Annotated in this window: 10 protein-coding genes; 1 reads left to right on the top strand and 9 read right to left on the bottom strand. The window is 48.5% G+C overall.

All coding sequences use genetic code 11. From position 1 onward, the window contains the following. Window positions 1-62: 62 nt before the first annotated feature. From R3D00_08650 to R3D00_08610, 9 genes are all read right to left on the bottom strand, one after another. Window positions 63-1988, bottom strand: coding sequence for a hypothetical protein (locus R3D00_08650; GenBank protein MEZ4773239.1), 1926 nt, complete (start codon window positions 1986-1988; stop codon window positions 63-65). Window positions 1989-2022: 34 nt separating this feature from the next. Continuing rightward, a complete protein-coding gene (locus R3D00_08645) occupies window positions 2023-5421 on the bottom strand; it encodes a VCBS repeat-containing protein (GenBank protein MEZ4773238.1) in 3399 nt (1132 codons plus the stop codon). A 113-nt stretch (window positions 5422-5534) separates the two neighbouring features. Next, window positions 5535-7217: a RagB/SusD family nutrient uptake outer membrane protein gene (locus tag R3D00_08640; protein ID MEZ4773237.1), complete on the bottom strand. Its 1683-nt coding sequence runs from the start codon at window positions 7215-7217 to the stop codon at window positions 5535-5537. Between the two features lie 11 nt (window positions 7218-7228). Next, window positions 7229-10237, bottom strand: a complete 3009-nt coding sequence (locus tag R3D00_08635) for a TonB-dependent receptor (GenBank protein MEZ4773236.1) — start codon at window positions 10235-10237, stop codon at window positions 7229-7231. Window positions 10238-10438: 201 nt separating this feature from the next. After that, complete coding sequence (locus R3D00_08630) at window positions 10439-11170, bottom strand: helix-turn-helix domain-containing protein (protein MEZ4773235.1); 732 nt, start codon at window positions 11168-11170, stop codon at window positions 10439-10441. A gap of 96 nt (window positions 11171-11266) precedes the next feature. After that, on the bottom strand, window positions 11267-13579 hold the full coding sequence (locus tag R3D00_08625) for an FAD-dependent oxidoreductase (GenBank protein MEZ4773234.1): 2313 nt from the start codon (window positions 13577-13579) through the stop codon (window positions 11267-11269). Continuing rightward, the gene (locus R3D00_08620; protein MEZ4773233.1) at window positions 13563-15317 is read right to left on the bottom strand and encodes a sodium:solute symporter family protein; all 1755 of its coding nucleotides are present in this window, start codon (window positions 15315-15317) and stop codon (window positions 13563-13565) included. Before R3D00_08620 ends, R3D00_08625 begins: the two co-directional genes overlap by 17 nt. Before the next feature lie 31 nt (window positions 15318-15348). After that, on the bottom strand, window positions 15349-16947 hold the full coding sequence (locus R3D00_08615; protein ID MEZ4773232.1) for an arylsulfatase: 1599 nt from the start codon (window positions 16945-16947) through the stop codon (window positions 15349-15351). Window positions 16948-16959: 12 nt separating this feature from the next. Beyond that, window positions 16960-19407: a hypothetical protein gene (locus tag R3D00_08610; GenBank protein ID MEZ4773231.1), complete on the bottom strand. Its 2448-nt coding sequence runs from the start codon at window positions 19405-19407 to the stop codon at window positions 16960-16962. Between the two features lie 166 nt (window positions 19408-19573). On the opposite strand from R3D00_08610, the gene R3D00_08605 reads away from it, so the two are divergent. After that, entirely contained in the window at window positions 19574-21883 is a 2310-nt protein-coding gene (locus R3D00_08605) for an FAD-dependent oxidoreductase (protein ID MEZ4773230.1), read from the top strand. Window positions 21884-21892: the final 9 nt, after the last annotated feature.

Here is a 21892-nt window from a genome sequence, read left to right as displayed (position 1 = left end):
ATCGTTCAGTTAGTTAGTATTATCAGGTAAAGGGTCAATAACTTGCCAAAAATTCCGAAAAACTATTTTTCTTCCCAAAACTCCCAGGACAAATGGGGTAAAGTAGTTGTGATTTCGATTCCTTTTTGTTTGTGGCCCTTCACGCCCATCGTATTTTCGCCTCTTTCCCATGGCGTATAGCGGTATGACTGCCAGGTACTGTTGACACCTGTTTTCAGCTGGAATGTATAATCTTTTCCGCTGCGGTTTGAGACGACAATCGTGCGTTTTCCATTGGGTTTTTCAAATGCAAATACACGGGCATCTTTGTTATACGATTCTTCCGTAATCTCCAGCACCTTACAATCCCAGGGCATATGGCGCACAAAACTCCCTACAGCATTCCAGTTGTAGTCATTAAAAAACCAATGTCCGGGCGCTACTTCTTCCGCCAGTTTTTCCAGCTTCACTGATTCTGACAGAATTTTAATCGGACTGTTGACGCCTACCTGGATTTTCAATGATGCAGGGTTACTTCCAGCGATAAAACAGGCATGCGGGGCACCGTATTCGCCCTCCGACTGTCCCGTATGCGAGGGGAAATTGTGCGTACCGGCAGGAAACTCTTTTTTATACACGACATCTGTTCCCATTTCCCTCTTGATGACTAACTCTGTTTTTTCCCATCCTTCCGGCACATAGTTTCCTTTTTCCTCCACAACCAGGTATACCGTGGCTGACTGATTCAGTTCAAAGCTAAAACTCCTTCCCGGCTCAGAATGCGAAGGCCGAAGTGCCGTTATGAACTCCATTGCAGAGAAAGCTTCAGGCATCAGGGTGATTTCCGGTCCGCTGACCCATCGCTCGTAAAACACAGAAGGATGAAAAGATGCCGTATCTTCGAGGGATTTCCAGAAACCGAGAGAATATCCGCTGGCTTCTGCATTTTTAAATGGTTTCAAGGCATGAATCCAGTACCAGGCAGGATTTTCACCCAGTTGGAAAGAGTTCATAATATGCTGCGCTGTATTGAGACAACGTTCAGGCGTAGCACCACCTTTCAGATATTCGTATTCATTTTGAAACCAGGGCCGTTTGGGGAGTTTTTCTGTGATGTCTTTATGAACTTTATTCACACTTTCGGAGTCCCAGCCGATTGTGTGAACGACATAAGCATCTACCAATGCCGCTACTTCCGGCCGATGGATTCCCTTTGCGATTTTGTGAGGAAATCCGGCTTCAGTATCGCTGATCAGAAGAATTGAAGGGTCAGTTTTGCGAACAGCTTCCGCGGCAAAAGTGTAAGCAGAGACATAGTCCTCTTCGCTAAAAAATTTACAGGTGGAATAGCTGGCATTGCTGACAAACGGCTCATTGCTCATTCCCCATTGAACGGTTTTGATACCCGCCTGCTGTAAAGTCCTGATGTCTCTGGCACAGGCTTCCGCGTAGTCTTCTAAAAAACGGGTAGTATCCCCGTGGTACACCGGGTCATTGGTAAAATCAGGGCCAAAACAACGGAGCGTATTGTAGAGATCATCACGGCCTTTTCCGATATAGTTGTTATTTGCTTTCCAGTAAGGCGGAGGAGACCAGTATTCGAGCGAAACCCCTTCAACACCCGCCCATTCTATCATTTGGCGAATTTCTTCCAGTTGCTCCGGCCATCGGGGTTTGAGATATTTTCCCTCTGGATCGGTGCCGCGCCAGTACAATCCTCCTGCCAGGCGGCAATAGCGAAATCCTTTCAACATCTCTTTGGAGAGTCGTTTCCTTTCTGCGGGGGTCAGGTCATGCGGCACAGAATGTTTGTTTTCCGGAAGCCCTGTATTTCCAGATCCAATGGCATCGCTTTGGATCTCAAAGCCGATCCCCCACATGGTTTGCTTATATTTGTCAGGATGGATTGTAACGATACCATCTGTGCCCGTTTGCGATTGTACATTCTGTCTGCCTGCCACGATGAGTACAAACAAAAACCATATGTATTTCAGATGAATTTTCTCCATAACAGCTAATTTTGGGAGTAAATAGTCGAATTTTTTATTTTACAATCAACTGTACCGCACTTTGATTTTTGGCAAAAACCCATGCGTGTTTCCCTGCGCCCAAAGAAACACATGCCCCTTGTTTGATATCTCCACCGAGAAATAAGCCGGTTTGGGCATTGGGAATGAATGACCAGTTTCCCTGACCATCTCCTTTTAAAAAGACCCCATATCCTGCGTCTCCGCGCGGCGTTTCAACTTCTGCCTGATAGAGATTGCCCGCGAGCAGAATATCGGTAACACCATCGCCATCTATATCTTGTATGAGGGAAACATTGACAGGTGCAAGCTGCGCAACGGCGGGAAGCAGATGAAGGGCAAAGCCGGCTCCACCTTTATTTTCGAGGTAACACGAGGCGAAGGTCGCCGCTTTCAGGTGGAGTGCCGAATCGAGCCCCATGGGCCCATACACTTCGGCAAGTGTTGCCCGGGCAAAAGCATCATAAGTTGGAAACCGCGATTTTACCTCCGGAATCTGCTGAGAGGAACACTGACGGCCGCGAAGCGGAAAAAGCTGTGCTTGCTGATGATAGCCAAGCACAATATCTGATTGACCATTTTGGTCAAGGTCGGCGCTGTAAACCTCAAAGGGCGCTTCAGGCGTGGCTTTGTATTTATAATTGAGGCCCAGATTACCGGCAACAATATCCTGATCTCCATCGCCATCCATATCGGCGGTGCTCAGACTATACCACCAGCCGGTAGTCTGGGAAAGGCTTGTGAGAGCAGGAAGATCGGAGGAAGTAACCGGCAGGTCAACAAGTGCCAGTTTTCCGCCTTTATTTTCCAACAGGGATAAGGCCATCCATTCTCCCGCAACCAGGAGATCTTTATCGCCATCACCATCATAGTCGAGGTCAACCGCAGCACTGACCATGCCTATATGGCTAAGTTGGGGAGCAATGGTTTCGGTGGCATCTGTAAAAATCCCTTCCTGATTTTCGAGAAAAAAACTTTGCGGCGCATGTGGATAACGACCGGGAATCACCTTTCCGCCAACCAATAAGTCTTCATCGCCATCGTTGTCAAAATCCCACGGGTGAATCGCACCGGTACTCGTGCGCAAAACCGGCAATGAACCGGGTCTTTGGGTAAAGTTTCCTTTTCCATCATTAAAATAAAGTCTGTCCTGATACAGGCTGTGCCCAGGCATTTCTTCATTGCCACCGCTACCGACGTACAAATCTATATCTCCGTCATTGTCGGCATCAAATGCAACAGCTACAACATCTTCATATTCCCGGTCCTGATACCAGGGTTGTTTTGTCCCCTGAATAAAATGTTCGTTTTCCAATTGAAAAAAAATTGTACCCGGGTACCCTTTGGCTCCTCCGACAAACACATCGTCAAGTCCGTCGCCGTTCCAGTCTGCGACGGCAAGCGCCGGACCACTCTGGCTGTACCGATGGGGAAGAAGCGGTTCTCGGACATAGTCGTCAAAGGTATTTTCATGGTGAAGAAAATCGAGGCCTGATTCAGCCGCAATATCCCGAAACAGTGGTTTCTCTTTCGCCTGGGCAGACCGATCGGGCATTGCGTCCTCATAACTCAGGGTTAGTTGCTGGTCTGCGCGAACATTGGCCAGTACCTGTATTCTGCCATCAGGCCATATGATTTTCATCGAATCGACTTGCGCGTTTTGCCCCAGCCCGAAATGCAAAACCGACTCTACCGAAGATTGAAAGCCACGGGCAGGATAGAGTTCTCTTATTTGTCGGGATTCGCTACATATGATCGTTACTTTTGTTCCGATTCCCTGAGTATTGTGGGCCCCGCCTTTCAGCTTTATTTGAAGATAGTGGTTTTGGGATTGTTGGGAAGCATGGTTTTCATAAAGAAAAGCTTCAGCGTTGGTATTATTAACTACCAGGTCGAGGTCTCCATCCCTATCCAAATCGGCATAGACCGCGCCCTGAGAGGCGGAAGCGGGTTGATCAGGAATCCATTTAGCATTCATTTTTTCAAACTGGAGATCACCACGATTGTGAAAAAAATAATTCTCCTTCTTATGATCGGGCATTTTGGACAACAGATCGCCTACATAAGCCATCAGTTCCATTTCATTGCTCAGCTTTTTTCCTGTGGCAAATAATTTCTCCTGAACTTTTTTCACCTCATTGACATAATCATTGTTGCGGTAGTTTTTCTCAATCCCGTTGCTGACAAAAAGGTCCTGCCAGCCATCATTGTCCATATCGAAAAAAAGCGGTGCCCAGCTCCAGTCTGTGCTGGCTATTCCGGCAAACTGTGCAACTTCAGAGAACATAGGCAAACCAGCCTGTATATCAATCCCCCGGTTAATTTGAAGGGTATTGTACATATACTGATGATGCAGGCCTGCATCCACATGTCTTTGAAAACGATCGGGATTCATTCCGCTCATACTCGCTTTGATGTTATAATTGTCCTCCGCGGTCATATCAAGCACCACAATATCTGCCCAGGCATCGTTGTTGTAATCTGCGATATCACATCCCATAGCAAAATTGGAGGTGTGATTGGTGGTCTGGAGGCCGGCTTCCCGAAAGCTTCCATTCTGCTGATTGAAATACAGATGGTCTCTGCCGGAAAAATCATTGGCTACATACACATCCGGCCAGCCATCGCGGTTGAGATCACTTACGGCTACGCCCAGCCCAAAACCAAGAAAAGTATTGATCAGCCCGGCTTCTTCTGATACATCATGAAATTTTCCATCGTCGTTTCGGTACAGCCTTTCGGCCCATTCGGAGACTTTCTGTTCTTTCAGTTCGCCGACCAGCTCGTCGCTATAGGATTCTGGGCCATAATTCACCAGAAAACAATCAAGGTCGCCGTCACGATCATAATCAAAAAAGGCTGCCTGCGTGGAAAACAGAGAGAGGTTCAGTCCGTATTTTTCAGCCTGATTCTCAAATCGAGGTACACCGGATGCGTCTGTTCCAAGGTTGATAAAGAGTTCATTTTGTCTTTGTTCCGGAGGAAGGTTCTTCATTCCCGCCTTACATACATAGATATCCAGCAGCCCGTCGTGGTTGATATCGACCATCGTAACACCGGTAGAAAACCCGGGAGTTCCGGCCACACCTGCAGTATTTGTAACATCTTCAAAAGAGAGTTTTCCTCTGTTGAGGTACAAGTGATTTGCCTGCTGATTGGCGACGAGGTATATATCGGGTAAATTGTCGCCATTCACATCTCCGGCTGCAACTCCGCCCCCGTTGTAGAAGTAGTCAAAAAACAAGGCATTTTCATACAGCCCATCTTTCAGGTCATTTCGAAAAGTAAGCCCAGAAACAGCCGAAGAAACCAGGGTAAATAAAGGTTTCTCCGGTGCCATATTCTGATCGCCCGGACCGGAACATGCGATCAGGCAACAAAAACAACATAGAGCAAAAGCCAGGCGCACAGGCATACAAAAGGGATTAAAAAAAGAGTGTGATAAGCTCTGACTGTTGCCAAAACATTATCACACTTCTTATATACTACTATTAGAAATTCGTCATTGCGAGATAATCAGATCGAACATTAATATCCAGTATTCTGAGAGAGATTGGGATTCACGTCAATCTCACTTTGGGGAATAGGCCACAGATAATTGCGGTCAGGCCTATGCGTGCGGATTTCCATAATATCATATTTGGCACTGATATTTATCGCCGAATAATCAGGAAACCCTTCGTCATCGATCTGTGGATATTCGCGCTCATTCCACCAGGCCAGTTTGGGTCGGGCCAGCATGGTACGGTTAAAAGCTTTGTTGCCAATGTCCCATCGTTTGATATCAAACATGCGGAAACCTTCGCCAAACAGTTCAATGCGCCTTTCATAACGGACCAGCTTGCGAAGCGCGGTCTGATCTGTAGAAGATACTGCCGGCATACCAGCTCTTCCACGCACCGCGTTAATGGCATCCAGTACAGTCTGGTCGGTTTGCCCCAACTCTATTTTGGCTTCGGCATAAGTAAGCAAAACTTCCGCATAACGAATGAGCATAAAATCCAGTTCGACCTGTTGTGGGTTGGCTGCGTCTGCCTGATCTACATATTTGATCATCACGTGGCCGGTATTGGAGGCAGGTGAACCAGCGCCTGTATAAAGCGAGTTCTCAAGGTTTTGCCTTTTTACGCCTGTTGTCGGATTGGTAATTTGGGCGGAATCAGGATGCACATAATAAGGCCAGCCAAAGTGAACATCACCATTTGAGACGATACTTTGTTTCATCCTTGGGTCGCGATTTTCATAAGGATTGGCAGGATCAAATAGCGGAGATTCGTCGATAGGGAGTCCATCTTCGCAGTAGAAAGCATCTACCAGTTCGCGGGCGGGAACAACACATGACCACCCACTGCCGAGGCGCGTACTATTGTGCTGAACAGATCCATGTGTAGCGGCAACAGATTTAGCGTACCCCACAGCGAGAATCGTCTCTTTACTGCCCTCCCCTGCGTAGGTAAACAGGTCTCGAAAGTTGGGGTACAGCTCATAAACCCCCATATCCATGACCTCTTTTGCAGCGGCAGCAGCTTCTGCAAACTGACCGTTGTACAGTGCGATACGGGCTTTGTAAGCAAGTGCAGCACCTTTGGTGGCTCTTCCTCTGTCATTTCCACTGTATGCTTCGGGAAGCATTACAGCGGCGGCATCCAGTTCTTCCAATACAAAACTGAGAACTTCTGCTTTGGGGTTTCTGGTGACAAATGATTCTTCCCGGGAAAGCGTTTGTGTGAGTAAAGGCACATCGCCATACAGCTCAATCAGGAGTCCGTAGAAATAAGCGCGAAGAAAACGCGCTTCGCCCTCCACCCGCTTAAAAACATCAGGGTTGGTTTTGGCCTCAGCGTTGGGCATATTTTCCAGGAGCGTATTACATTTGGCGATTCCCCGGTAATATACCCGCCAGTTGTTTAACGCTTCGCTGTTGGAAGGGTCAGCTGTACCATTTGCAAATGGACGCAAAGAGCCTTCACAACGGCTCCAGACATTATCAGAAGCAATTTCATACTGCATAAAAATATTGGTACCCCCACCTGTGCCCAAATCACGGTTGAGCTCCCGGTAGGCAGAATTGACGGCCAGTATGAGATCTGCTTCTGAAGAATAAAAGGTGGATGAACTTGGCGAATCGAGTGGATTTCTGTCCAGAAACTCATCACTACACCCCCATATAAACAGGAGGGCAAACATAGAGAGTATTAATCTGTTTTTCATTTTTTGGTTAACTAGAAAGTGAGATTTACACCTACCGCATACACAGCAACTTGTGGGTAAAAATTAGCGTCTCCCAGCGGAGACTCAGGATCAAAGCCCTCCATTTTATCGAAACTAAACACATTCTGTCCGCTCATATAGATTCTGGCGCGATTGATGGGAGTGTTTTCCAGCATGGCCTGCGGGAAGTTGTATCCCAATACAACGTTTTTGACTTTCAGGTAAGAAGCATCCGTCATCCAGAAGCTGGAAGTGTTATAATTGTTGGTGGTGGTGTTGAGATACCAGTTTGGGTAACGGGCATCTGGATTGTCGGGGCTCCAGGTATCGGTATGGCGAACCTGCGCTTTGGCACTTCCTGAGTTTTGAAATGGCCAGGCAGCGTGGCTGTTTTGGTACCCATTGTATTTACCGATTCCCTGAAGGAAAATAGAAAGATCAAACCCCTTGTAACCCAGTTCAATCGTACTGCTGTAAGTATATCGGGGAATACGGCTTCCGATGATGACACGGTCTGCGGCATTGATAATACCGTCGGAATTCTGATCCACATACTTTATATCACCCGGGACAAGCGCGCCAAACTGGGTAGCGTGATTGGTAATTTCTTCAGCGGTCTGGAAAAATCCTGCGGCTTCATACCCAAAGATGGAATTCATCTCTTCCCCTTCCTGTATGATCTGTAATCCGTTGATATAAGGGCCGGTGTTAAAAAGGTCAAGCACGCGGTTTCTCACGTCTGAAATATTACCCCCGATCGAATAGCGGAAGTCTCCGATCTTATTGTTGTATATGATACCAAAGTCCCAGCCTTTATTCTCAACCCTTGCAGCGTTTTCGACGACCGAGCTAAAGCCTGAAGTTTCGGGTACGGGGAGGTCAATCAGAATGTCTCTCGTATCGCGGATATAATAGTCAAATACGATATCCAGTTTTGAGTTAAACAGCCCGATGTCAATGCCAATATCTGTTTGAGTAGTGGTTTCCCAACGAAGATTTGGGTTGGATAATGCAGCAATTGAAGCTGCCCCGAAGAAAGCATTATTGGCCAGGACGACATTCTGGTTGAGGTTAATCGAAGAAACAGTCGGGTAACGGCTGCTGGTATTCTGGTTGCCCAATTGTCCCCAGGAAGCTCTGAGTTTCAGGTTATTTACCCAGGTTACTGATTTCAGGAAACTTTCTTCTGATATGCGCCAGCCGGCAGACAGTGAGGGGAAAAAGCCCCATTGGTTTTCACCTATAAACCGGGAGGTACCGTCATAGCGGAAGTTGGCCTCCAGGAGGTAACGTTCTTTCAGGTTGAAGTTGACACGACCAAAGTATGAGCGGAGAGCCAATTCGCCGGCAGAACCGCCATTGTCGCGAAGTTCTTCACTACCTGCATTGAGTTCCTGAAAATCGGGAAAATCAAACCCGTCTCTGGAAGCAAAGAAATTATCGGTGCGGAGCAAGGTTTGGTCATACCCCAGCATGGCCTGATAATTGAGCCCGCCAATATGATTTTCATAAGAAACGAGTCCTTTGAGGTAAATGTCTAAAGCGCGGTTATAGGCTTCGTACATATAAGAAGTTGCCGGAGCAGCGGTGATCAGATCTTTGGAATCCACATCCAGAAAAGCGATTCTTTGACGGAAGTTTTTCTGAAAGTCAGTCTGCATACGCGGAGCAAACGAACCGGTAAATACCAACCCTTTGACAGGTTCAATATTCACCCCAAGGTTGATAATGGCCAGGTTGGTTTTGGTATTATTCACCCCGCCGTCTCTGGCACGGGCAACAGGATTATCGCCATTCCACCCCTGTCCCCAGCTTCCATCAGAGTAGATCGAGGGAGCGGTAGGATAGATACGGGCAATTGATTGAAACAGCGACCCTTCTCCGCCGTTGGGTTCATAATCATCGGAAAACTTCAGGTTGAGATCTGCAAAAAAGCTGATTTGATCAGTAGCTTTCACATCTGAATTCAGGCGAAATCCATAGCGCTGAAACTCTGAATTTTCCAGCAATCCTTGCTGATTCATATACAGCAGTGTTCCCAGGATTTTGGAGCGGTCAGAACCAGCATTAAAGCTTACACTATGTTGCTGCTGAAGAGGGTTTTCCCGCATGGCGAGCTTCTGCCAGTCAGTAATGGGAAAATGATCAGGGTCAGCAGCATTATTGGCGAGGTAGCTATTGATAAAGGCGTCTTCGTATGCGGGTGCACCTGTGGAATTGATACTTGCTTTGTTGAACAGACGCAAAAATTCTACCGGCCCCAGATATTCAGGCTGATCTACTGGCACCTGAATGCCGGCGTAGCCATTGTAGGTTACGCTAAAACCGTCAGAACCGCGTTTGGTGGTGATCAGCACTACCCCGCCCGAGGCGCGGGAGCCATAAATAGCTGCGGAGGCGGCGTCTTTCAAAATAGAAATCGATTCGATATTGGAAGGATCAACATCTGTAAAACTACCCACTACCCCATCGATCAATACCAGCGGATCATTGTTGTTGAGCGTACCCAAACCACGAATCCTTACTTCACCACCATCATCGCCCGGGCCGCCGCCAAAGGTACGCACCGTAACACCGGGAGACATGCCCTGGAGTGCATTGGAGGTTTGAAGCACCGGCCGCTTCGAAATTTCGCCGCCATTTACGACGGATACTGCGCCAGTCAGATTTACCTTCTTTTGGGTTGCATAACCAACCACAACGACCTCGTCAAGGGTAGACTGGTCTGATACCATGGAAATGGTAATATTGGACTGGCCATTGAGTACAATTTCCTGCCTTGCATATCCCAGATAGCTGACAATCAGTGTAGAATTAGCATCTGGTACGGCGATAGAAAATGCGCCTGCGTTGTCCGTAAGTACACCATTTTGTGTACCCTGGACCAGTACGGTTGCGCCCACTAATGGCTCCCCTGTTTCACTGGCATTCACAACCCCCTTTACGGTCTGCTGTGCCCACATCCACAAAGGCGTCATAGCGACTAACAACACAAATACATGTCGTACTAATTGATTCATAAATTGTAAGTTTTAGTTAGTAGTTTAAAAAATTGACAATCAAGCATTTATGCAAAAAAGTGGTAAAACCAGATGAAATAGAATCCCTATCTCCGGCTGAGGTATATCAGGGAGACTATAAGTAAAAGCGTAAACTTTATGTAAGCGTCAGTTTGTGGTTATGAAATTATCTCTGATAGAAATAGTAGTTTGCTTTTAGGGTTAAGAATGAGTAGTTAATTGCGTTTGGAATTTTTCAATTTGCTGAGCCGTTTCCCGTAAATACATAACATACGGCTCATCTGGTGCATTTTTATCGATCCAGGCCAGAGCAATCGCAGCATAGGAAGGGCTACCCAGCCTGACTGCAATACTTTTCCGGCCATCATAAATGGCTGTTACGTAGTTTTGCTGGCGAAACAGAGCCAAATCCTCAAATAGCTTTTCCCGTGACGAATACCCGGGGATATCTTTCTCCGGAATTATCTGATTCACCTCTTCTTCGGTTTTCTGAGACAATAAGGCCAAACCGATACTCGACTGAGTTGCAGGAAACAGATCGATTCGCCCTAACCCGTCGGTAGGTGGAAGTCCCGGTTCCCAATGGTAGAGATAAGATACTTTATCCCGCCACAATACCCCCAAAGCAACTACCAGATCGAGCTCTGTCAACTTTATCAGATGTTTCAGTGAATGATTGATCAAACCTGACCCATACATCATCTGTGCAGAAAGAACATGGATGCCCGGGCCCAAAATATACTTTCGCCTCGGCGTCTGATAAACCAGTCCCAAAAATGCCAGCGTTTTCAGAATACGGTTTATCCGCGTCTTTTCCATTCCCAATTCCCGGGAGATATCAATACTCGCCTTCTCGCCATGTGAGGAAGCGAGATGCTGCAAAACAGCCAGGCCATCAATTAGTCCACTCAGTGGTTGCGAGGGTAGTCCCATATTAACTAATTTAACGAAAGATAATTAATGATTGCTATAATAGCAACATTTGGTAAATATTTTTCAAAGCTCTGATGAATATATCTCTATATATCTCTATATATCTCTGTAACACCTTACTTCATATATGCCTGCACAAGGGTCACCATGTGTTGAATCAATCACGATACGAATCGCATTCGTCTCAACGGGCATTTTTAGCCGGTGAATTCTGTGCCGCTGGTAATTGTCTCTGATTGCCATTACTTCTTCCCATCTGCCATCTGTGGATATCTCTATGCGATAGTCTTTGGCACATTGCTGGTCGCGATAAAAAGGGGCATAAGCATGATACTCCCGAAGTAAATGCCCGGGAAAGGTGATCTCAACCTGTCCGATTGAATGTACCTGATCCCAGGAGAGTTGTATCCACGATGCATTCACTTCCGCTTCATCTGAGCGCCACAGGTTGGTATACCGGTGAGGGCGTGTAACCCCATTGATTACATTTTCAGGAGGAAAACAGTATTGTGCCGGTTCTATTCGAAAGCTTAGGGTAGCGCCATTGGAAAACCGCCGCATTTTATCCTTACCGATTTGATATACGGCCAATTGCCCGGGCAAAACACATCCCGCTACTTTCCAGGCAATCGAAGCATTTGCCTCAAGGTCAATTCTTACATAAGAATAGGGCTTTAGCTCCCCTCCCGGCTCAAAATTCACCGGCCACTCAACCCAGCCCTCGTAGTTGGCAGGTACCCGAAGGCTGGCAGTTTTCAGGGGCGTACCCGGGTTCGTACGGTAATCCCATATATCTGAAACAGAAAAAAGCGCAGCGGAGACGTTTTGGTCATCTGCTGTGAGGTTTTTCAAGAAAACAGAAAGCGTTGTTATTCCCTCGTTTCCCAGCGCGATCATCTGGCCTTTTTTTACATCCAGCCGCTCCTGATCATATTGGGGCTGGTCGCGCCAGATACTCAGTCCTTCATGAAAACCCTCGGTATCTGGTCCGGCTCCAGTAAGACCAGACTCACTACTGGCTGTAACAGAAGCAAAGCGGGCAAGGTCAGCCGGGTCTTCATTTCGGTTGTTGATCAGAAAACAGCCATCACGCAGGAGTTTTTGTTTGATAAGATGTACTACTTTCTCCGGTGTCTCCTTGATGGCAAGCTGATTATTTTGAGCAATAGCCGCTGCTGTACCGGCAGCCTGCCCCATCAGTGCGGTTGTTGCCATAACTCTAAGCGTACCCAAAGCCGCATGAGTTGTACTGATATTCCTGCCGGCCATCATGAGATTGTCCACATCACGGGCAATCAACGAACGGAGAGGTACGCCATAAGGCCCGCAGTACGATTTTACCGAGTACTCATTGAAGGTATTGTAATTGTCTGCATTGGTGGGTTCGCTCATAGCAGCAAGCAGGCCTCCGGGGGTATGCAAATCAATAAACCATCCGCCAAAGGCGATTTCATCTTCGAATACAGTTTTGTTCTGGATATCATGCTCTGTGATAAAATACTCGCCCATGATCCGCCGGCTTTCTCTTTTTCCCGGCACCTGTCCAATCCAATCAAGTGCATAGTTGCGGGTTCTTTCTTTCATTACCGGATCCTGGTTTTTCATCCAGTGCCATACCCCTAAGGCATGACGGGTAAGTTCGTGGCGAATGGTTTCATTGTCGTGAATGGTGTGATAGGGAACGCCGATTTCGAGCCACCAGAATCCCCCTCTTTCCTCTTTAGGCAAACGCCCCTGATCGTAAAAATAGCTTGCGTCATCATAACGAATGGCCCATTCAGGTGCGGAGAAGGGCACCGGACGCCCCATATCCTGGGCTTTAAAATGAATAGAACTCCCCATTACATCGCCACTGGCGACCTCTGGGGCATGCGGCTCATTAAATTCACTTCTGGACTCAGAACCCATGCGCCATTCGCAGCCGGCCTCATGAGCGACCAGGCCATCGCCGGTACAGTCGATAAATAATTCTGCTTCAAGGGTGAGCTCCAGTTCGGCATTTTGCACATGCGCGACAATGGCCTGAATATGCCGATTGTCTTTCATCCTTACCGCTTTGAAATCTGTATTCAAATAGAAATTCAGGTTTTCTGTGCGAACAGCCATATCGTACAAAACCATATCCCAGACGCTGTTGGTCCAGCCATTTTCGTAAATTTCGGCATGGTTGGCGGCACGCTCTTCAATCAGTAATTCGGAGAGAATCCCTGTTTCCCGCGCATACGCGTGAAAAGCCGCCGCACCGTGCGGGGTAACGCCAATCTCCGAAGAGGAGTTTCCACCAAAAACCGGACGGTTTTGGATAATACACGTTTTCCTTCCCTGGCGGGCAGCCGCAACCGCTGCGCAAAAGCCAGCCAGTCCGCCCCCGCAAACCACAATGTCATATTGCTCACTTACTTGCTTCATGATCCTTATTTTTCTCAACCAACGTTTTTTCAGAAACAACGCCGAAAGCTGCTTTTCGCTCTGCCATCCTGATAAAGTAAAATATTAAACCAGCCATTCCACCCAAAACAACACTATAGGCTGTCAACAGTACCTGGTGGGAGTCACCGCTAAATGCCAGAAAACAAAACAAGGTAGCCAGCGCAGCCAACACGATAGCCACAACCTTACCCGGAAACAGTGATGCTGCTGGCGGGACTATATTTTCAGAATTCTCATCCGTATTGTAGAGAGTACGGTTCCATCCGGCGGTGTGTCTTTGGGTATTTTCAATCAAAAAAAGAACAAAAAATGGAACAAGGGTTCCCAAAACCGTTTCCAGTGTTCTGGCGTGCTGCTGTAGCCAAAGCTCCCAGCCAGCGGGGGAATCCGACACAAACCAGCCCGACTGATTCAACCAGCCAAATTTAAGTACCAACGCGGCAAATCCACTGACAAAAATTGTGATAAATACACTTTGCTCATTTATCTTTTCAGAATACAAACCCCAGATCACCGGCAACACCATAGGACCTGCAAGCAGTGCGGTGATAGATAGAATAATCTCCTGCGCCCCTCCCATGAGCGGAACGAGTATGGCAAGGATAATTACCAACACCCCAAGGGCAAGTGTTAACAGCTGGCCGACCAGAATCTGGCGTTTTTCTGTGCTGTCAGGAAATATACGTTTGTAAAAATCGCGGGTAAGAACGCCTGAAAATACATTCAATTCTGAATCGATCATACTACCGGTTGCGGCAAACATAGACGCGATGAGCAGTCCCATTAATCCTTCGGGCAATGCGTACTGACAGGTGAGAATATAGGCCTGCTCCGGATTGGCGGAAGGATCAATTACCCGATACATCATAGGTGGCAACATCCAGATGATCGGGCTGATGAGATACATCAGCCCAAAAAGCCATGCGGCTTTTCTTGCATCCGAAGCTTTAGGCACACAGATATACCGCTGAACAAACGCCCACTCACCGCCAATTTTGAAATAATGAATTACTACCCATCCTACCAAAAAAAGCCAGCTAAACTCGCCGGAAACCGGACGAAAAAAACCCTCCGGGGTTTCAGAAATAAAAACCTCAACACCTCCCATTTTGCCAAGTGCAAGAGGAATAACGATGCTCACAGCCACCAGCAGGACGATAAACTGGAGAACATCCGTAAGCAAAACGGCCCACAACCCTCCGATCAACGTGTAAACGACGACGACGACCCCGCAAAAAATAATTATCTCGCTGATGCTGATTCCACGCAGGCCCTGAGGCAAAAGCGCAGCCAGCATAATTGCCAGTGAGTACAATGCGACGGCCATTCCCAGCAGGCGGTAAACGATATTAAACCAGGTGTAAAACTTCAAAGCCTTCAGACCAAACCGCAGGTGGATAAATTCGGCGGCCGTTGACACACCACTTCGTCGCCATAAGCCGGCCAGTTGGTAGCCCACCAGCAGTGCACTGATTCCCAGACACATGGCAATACTTACGGCTACCATTCCCCACTTAAAAGCAATTCCTCCCCAGACCACAAAAGTACCCGCAGAAAACATGGTCATAAATCCCGAAAGGCCGGAAAGCCACCAGTTGGATTGACGTCCTGCCGCAAAATAATCATCAGCATTTTTTATCGTTCGCGACAATACCACACTGATCGCAAGTGTACCTGCCACATAGAGTCCAAATATCCAGAAATCCAGTAAGCTCATAACGTGATTTTGTGAAGCGTCATTCAGGCTATCAGTCATCCCATCCTTGTCCATCCAAAGGCAACACATGATGTTCCCTGGCCCATGTATCCCACAATTGGGTCAGTTCACGTACGCGATCCGGATTCTGGCTGGCAAGGTCGCGGGTTTCGGTAGGGTCGTCGGTCAGGGAGTAGAGTTCCCACGCTTTCTTCAGACCAGGCGAAACCAGTTTCCAGCCGCCCTGCCGCACGGCACGTTTTCCTTCGTGTTCCCAGAATAAGGGGCGGGATTCCATTTCCATCTCCGGATCGAGCAGCAGATTGCGAAAACTGCGGCCTTCGGGCTTTAGTGCGGCCAGGCCCTGTCGTACCGGAGGCACTTCTACCCCTGCGAGGCTGGCAAGGGTGGGCATCAAATCCATGATGTGAATGGGTTGCCGGCAAAATTCGCCACGTGCGGCTACCGGTTTCAACCATTGTATAATGAGCGGCGCAATGATCCCGCCTTCATGATTAAAACCCTTATACAGGCGATAAGGCGTATTGGACACATGACTCCAGGCGGCACCATAGTCTGTATATGGTCCGGAGGCGTTGAGTTGTTCGCGGTTGCCCCGCCCCAAAGGCTGCGTAGCCAAAGCACCATTGTCTGAAAGAAAAACAATGATCGCATTATCCAGTCGTCCCCTGGCTTTCAAAGCTGCAATGACCTTGCCTACCCCTCGGTCCATCTCCTCCACCTGTGCGGCGTAAATCGCCATTCTTAAGTCCATTTCATCGCGTTTTTCCATGCCAAGATCAGTCCAGCCGGGAATGTCTGCCTCCGGGTCGGAGAGTCTGACTCCCACAGGAATGAGCCCCAACTGGTGCTGCCGCTCAAATCGATTGGCCCTGATATTTTTCCAACCCGAGCGATAACTATTGCGGTATCTGGCAACAGTGGAATCAGGGGCATGCAGCGGAAAATGTGGCGCATAAAAAGCGAGGTAAAGAAACATCGGCGATTCTGAGGGGTTTCTCCCGATAAAGGCCACTGCTGTATCGGTGATTGCATCTGTATAAAAATAATGCGGATCATCTACGGTCACAGGCGCTTTATTGCGAAACAGCCAGGTGGGCTTAAAGTAATCTTTAGCCCCTTCCATCGTACCATAGAATTCGTCAAATCCGCGATCAGTAGGCCAGCTTGTACCGCGCTGTGCCTTGATAGAATCGGTAGGAGTAAGGTGCCATTTGCCGACCATATAGGTGCGGTATCCTCCCGTTTTCAGGGCTTCGGGAAGGGTTACCGCGGCATCGCTCAGCCGCCCGAGGTAACCGGCACGCCCCAGATTCGCGCTATTCATCCACCCCATATCCACCGTGTGAGGATACATGCCTGTCATCAGGCTGGCACGGGAAGGACAGCAACGGCCTGTGTTATAAAATTGTGTGAACGAAAGGCCGTTTCGGGCCAGGTTATCAATATTCGGCGTATGAATTTCACCTCCAAAACAGCCCAAATCAGAAAACCCCATATCATCAGCCATAATCAGGATAATATCCGGACGGGTAGGTTTTGCCCGGGAAGGCTCCCGGTTACAGGATGTCAGCCAGGGCAACCATATTATGCCGGTAAATAGTGACAGGGCCAGTAGTAGTTTTCGCATATAACCATCCGATTATTCGTAAGTAAATATCGCCGAAGCCCTACAGTTATGGTCTGACCTCACCCTTACCCAGTATGCGTGGAATCCTTCCGGAAAGGTATAATTCAGCGCAGAACCAGCCGGCACATCCAGTACTTTATACACCTGCCATGTTTCAGGGGTAATCGCTACTTCCAGTGTCATATGAACGGTCTGATCCAAATTGTGCGAAAGTGATACGCGCTTCCTGTCAAATCCCGTCATCAGATACGGATCTGAAGCTTTGCCTTTTACTACCTCAGTGTCTTTCCACGGCCCTCCCACGCCTGTAGGTTTTCCCAATTTCCACAGGTCGTCCACTGCCCCAAACCACAATCCCGTTCCGGCACCGGTAAATGTATGCCCGTCTTTCGGGGCATCGGATTTTACCCCCGCAAGCACCAGCAACCCCCGCCACGAGCAGTAGTCCGGAATCATTTTGTCGTGCCGGCTTACGGGTTTTATCTTTTGGTAATCGGGCGTATGATTGCCCGCACCTTCGGCACGCGGTACTTCATAAAACATACCGTGAATATTGGCCAGGTAACGCTCTGACTGCACTTCGCGGATAGCCCGCAAATAGCCCGTCGCCCCAAGAAGGTCAAACACTTCCGGCCCTTTGGGAAGGCGGTATTTATTTCCGCTATCATCGGTGACAATCACAGATGCGGCATCTGTTGCGAAAGCGGTTTTCGTTTTTGCAGCCAGTCGTAATACTTCAGCAGAACGGTTTTCTGCCGGCTCCTCAAATACGAGATCCGTTCCGCTTTCATTCAAAGCCAATTCAATATATTTTCCAGCTTCGCCGCCCGTCAGCACCTGCAAACTGCGGTTATGCCCTGCCGGGCGAATCAAAATTGATGGTCCAGGTTCTCCGACATCTGCCAAACCAGCGAATATTTGTTTCTCCTCATTGGTGAAAATCCGGGGGGTAAAGTAGTGAAAGTAGGCTGTTGCCTCACAATCCGCCTCCGCAGTAATGCGCAGCCAGGCAGCAGAAAGTTCTTCGGGTAGCGATTCGAAAACATACCCCATTGCAGGGACTTCGATGGTGCGATATAACTTCCAGTTTCCATCGCCTTTTTCGTCTGTTTCTAGGAGAAAACTGACTGCTTTTGAAGCATTGTGCGTAAGGTGAAGCGCTCGTTGCGTATAACCACCTGCCAGATAAGGGTCTGAAGGCACCCCGGCTTTTACCTGATCCTTTACCCATATTCCCCCCCAGCCAGATTTAGGTCCAAATGTATTCAATTCATCGACAGTTCCCCACCAAAGATTCGACTGCGCCTGTCCCACAATGGGATTTTGCATGCTTGAAGCGTCATCTGCAGAGAGGATCACCTTTCCGTTCCAGTGACAGAAATCGGGAATATACCGCAAATGTGTGGTGATGGGAAAGATACCGCTACTGTTTGCCCGGGAAAAGGTCTTCGGAAAATGAAACATGGTACCGTGCATAACCATCATCAACTGGTCGGGGGCAATTTCGCGGATACGTGGCCACTCCGTAAACCAGCCGTGGCGCGGGTCAAACGTATGGCTGGCCTTGGGCAGACGGTAGGTGTACCATTCGCCATTGTCCAGCAATTTGAGAATCACCGATCTTTTGTCCCAGCCCATACTCCAGACTGGGTCGGTATCAGCATTATTGCCGTATATTCCTCCCGGGCCTGTTACATCCGTAAACTGCTTCCGCTCGATGATCCGCCATTCTTTTCCATCCCACTCTGCCAGTACACCGGCTTCTTCCTGTGTTTGGGCTTCTCCCCCCACCAGCAATTTTGAATAAGCCATCGAGTGCCCCTGATGTTCGCCATTGTTTGCCACGATCAGACGCCCCTGCCCTACGTATGCACCTTTTCCGTGCCAGCCGGGTACAGGTTTTTCAAACAGTCGATTGACAGCGAGCGTATGGACGTCCATTTCATAGACCATTCCCTCCATATCGTAGTAATAGACTTTGTTTGCAGGATCGGTCAGGTGACGGGTGGTTGCGGTCATTCGCCCTTCGAGCTGGTGAGGATCAATGGTACGCACATTTCCCTCATAATCAATGGCATAATAACCCATCAACAGTTGGTTACTTTCCCGGTGAATGAGACGATTGGCATGCGTACCGCCATTGCTTTCAGGCCGGATGGTGAGGTTCATCTCTTCATCGACCATATACAATTTGTCGTTGGAGCCGGTACGCTGATGCGGCGGATACGTGAGATACCAAAGTTTGCCCGCCCAGGGTACGACTACCCCAATACCGCCTTCGACGTGATTTTTGCGCAGGGCGGTATCCTCCGGCTGATTAAAAGCAGCCAGATGAGGATAGATACCACTGATGTTCAGATAGCTTATGCCCGGAGAATGATGGTCTTCGGAGGAGATTTTACATCCCGAAACGAGCAGAAGCACGATAATTGAAACGAGTAGTGTCTGTAGTTTTTGCATAGCTCAATAAATAATGTTGCTATAATAGCAATATTATCTTAGATTTGGAATGATCCTGAAATAATTTCGGCATCAAGTGCAAATATTCTTCTCATCCATCCACCATTAAGTAGCTAAATTGCCCACACAAAGTTTTTCCGGTAATTATCTTTAAAAAAAATCCACGATGTTAAAAGCATCCGCAGCGCACTTGCGCGCCCCCAAAACAGAAATTATCCAGTCCGATCTTGTCATCGTTGGCGGTGGTCTGGCAGGAACTTGTTGTGCGATTACGGCAGCCCGGGCAGGTATCAGGGTGGTACTTGCACAGGACCGCCCGGTACTGGGGGGCAATTCTTCCAGTGAAGTGCGCCTTTGGGTATTGGGCGCAACCTCTCATATGGGCAACAACAACCGCTGGGCCAGAGAAGGCGGAGTGGTGGATGAAATTCTGGTAGAAAACACCTACCGCAATCCGGAAGGAAACGGAATTATCTACGACACCATACTGCTGGAAAAAGTACTCGCAGAGCCTAATATCAGGCTTTTGCTCAACACGGCTGTATATGAAGCCGAAAAATCTTCTGATAACCTGATCAGCAAAGCGATCGGGTTTTGCAGTCAGAACTCTACCCGTTACGAATTGACGGCACCACTGTTTTGTGACGCATCGGGTGACGGCATTCTGGGATTTTTGTCAGGGGCTGCCTTCCGGATGGGCGCGGAGTCTGCCGACGAGTTTGACGAGCCGTTTGCCCCTTCGGAAGAATATGGCAATCTCCTTGGCCATTCTATTTACTTTATGACCAAAGACGTGGGTAAACCCGTCAAATACGTTGCACCTGACTATGCACTGAAAGACATCACGAAAATTCCCCGCTACCGTAAATTCAGCATCAAAGACCAGGGCGCGCATTTTTGGTGGATTGAATATGGCGGCAGGCTGGACACCGTACACGACACAGAGCTGATCAAATGGGAATTGTGGAAAGTGGTTTATGGCGTATGGGACTATATGAAAAACTCCGGCACTTTCCCCGAGGCCGAAACCATGACCCTCGAATGGGTAGGGCATATCCCTGGAAAACGCGAAAGCCGCCGGTTTGAAGGACCCTATATCCTGAAACAATCCGACTTTGTGCAACAGCAACCCTTTGAAGATGCCGTGTCATTTGGCGGATGGGCGGTTGACCTTCACCCCGCCGACGGCGTATTCTCCGAAAAACCCGGCTGCAATCAGTACCACAGCAAAGGGGTTTATTCGATCCCCTACCGCACCATGTACAGCCGAAATATTGACAATCTTTTCCTTGCCGGCAGAATTATCAGCGCCAGCCATGTGGCGATGGGTTCGTCGCGTGTGATGGCCACCTGCGCACACAATGCACAGGCTGTGGGAATGGCGGCGGCGCTTGCTACCCAAAACAATTGGCTTCCCGCAGACCTGCTTGAGACCCAGAGAATGCAACAACTGCAACAGGCACTGCTAAAATCCGGGCAACATATTCCGTTCCTCTCCCTCAAAGACGAAAAGGATCTGGCATCCAAAGCTCAGCTCCGGACAAAACACAGCCTGCACGAAAATCCAGGAAGTACACTTACTCTCCATGAAATTCCCTTCAACGGAGAGTGGCATACGCTGATTTACGGCTCCGCACAAATGCTCCCGTTGACACAAGGAGCAGCCCCCCGTTTTGAAACAGAAGTGCAATCAGAAAGCTCAACAACACTTACCGTATCGCTGCGAATCAGCAGCAAAGCGGGCAATTTCACCCCCGATATTGTGCTGGCAACCCGTGATTTTGATCTTTCCCCCGGCAGGCACGAACTTATCATAGACTTTGAAGCCGAATTTCCCCGAAATGATTACGGCTTTGTCTGTTTCCACGAAAATAAAGATGTATCCATTCGCACGAGCCAGGCGCGGATCACGGGTATTCTCAGCGTATTCAACAAACACAACCGGGCAGTGTCAAACTTTGGAAAGCAGGAACCAGATCCTGCCATTGGCTTCGAATCATTCGAATTCTGGGTTCCGGGCCGCAGACCCGATGGCGCCAATTTTGCCATGAAAATTACCCCCGGCCTGTCTGGTTTTGGTGCAGAAAATATCACCAATGGTGTAAACCGTCCATTCCTTGGGCCCAACGCCTGGGTCGCCTCCCCTGATGATCCGGAACCGGAACTTACCCTCTCCTGGCCAGAAACCCAGACCATACAACAGGTAGATTTCGCTTTTGACACAGACTTTGACCATCCGATGGAATCGGCAATATGGGGACACCCGGAGCGAATTATGCCCTTTACCGTTCAGGAATACCGCATTTTTGATGAAAATCATCAGTTGTTGTACACCTGCGAGTCAAACCATCAAACACTGAATCGCATCCGGTTTGACCAGCCGGTCAAAACCCGCACGCTAAACATCCGGTTTAAAAGACCTGGCCCAGATGTACCGGTAGCGGTATTTGGGCTGCGTTGTTACGGGCCGGAATAAATTTTTGAT

This window comes from Bacteroidia bacterium (assembly GCA_041391665.1).
Lineage (GTDB): Bacteria > Bacteroidota > Bacteroidia > J057 > J057 > JAGQVA01.
This window is presented reverse-complemented; position numbering and strand designations above follow the sequence as displayed.

Excerpts from the sequence above, each read along its gene's own strand:
- R3D00_08650 (MEZ4773239.1), bottom strand. The coding sequence starts at position 1,988 with ATGGAGAAAATTCATCTGAAATACATATGGTTTTTGTTTGTACTCATC.
- R3D00_08620 (MEZ4773233.1), bottom strand. The coding sequence starts at position 15,317 with ATGAGCTTACTGGATTTCTGGATATTTGGACTCTATGTGGCAGGTACA.
- R3D00_08605 (MEZ4773230.1), top strand. The coding sequence starts at position 19,574 with ATGTTAAAAGCATCCGCAGCGCACTTGCGCGCCCCCAAAACAGAAATT.
- R3D00_08640 (MEZ4773237.1), bottom strand. The coding sequence starts at position 7,217 with ATGAAAAACAGATTAATACTCTCTATGTTTGCCCTCCTGTTTATATGG.
- R3D00_08625 (MEZ4773234.1), bottom strand. The coding sequence starts at position 13,579 with ATGAAGCAAGTAAGTGAGCAATATGACATTGTGGTTTGCGGGGGCGGA.
- R3D00_08635 (MEZ4773236.1), bottom strand. The coding sequence starts at position 10,237 with ATGAATCAATTAGTACGACATGTATTTGTGTTGTTAGTCGCTATGACG.
- R3D00_08615 (MEZ4773232.1), bottom strand. The coding sequence starts at position 16,947 with ATGCGAAAACTACTACTGGCCCTGTCACTATTTACCGGCATAATATGG.
- R3D00_08610 (MEZ4773231.1), bottom strand. The coding sequence starts at position 19,407 with ATGCAAAAACTACAGACACTACTCGTTTCAATTATCGTGCTTCTGCTC.
- R3D00_08645 (MEZ4773238.1), bottom strand. The coding sequence starts at position 5,421 with ATGCCTGTGCGCCTGGCTTTTGCTCTATGTTGTTTTTGTTGCCTGATC.
- R3D00_08630 (MEZ4773235.1), bottom strand. The coding sequence starts at position 11,170 with ATGGGACTACCCTCGCAACCACTGAGTGGACTAATTGATGGCCTGGCT.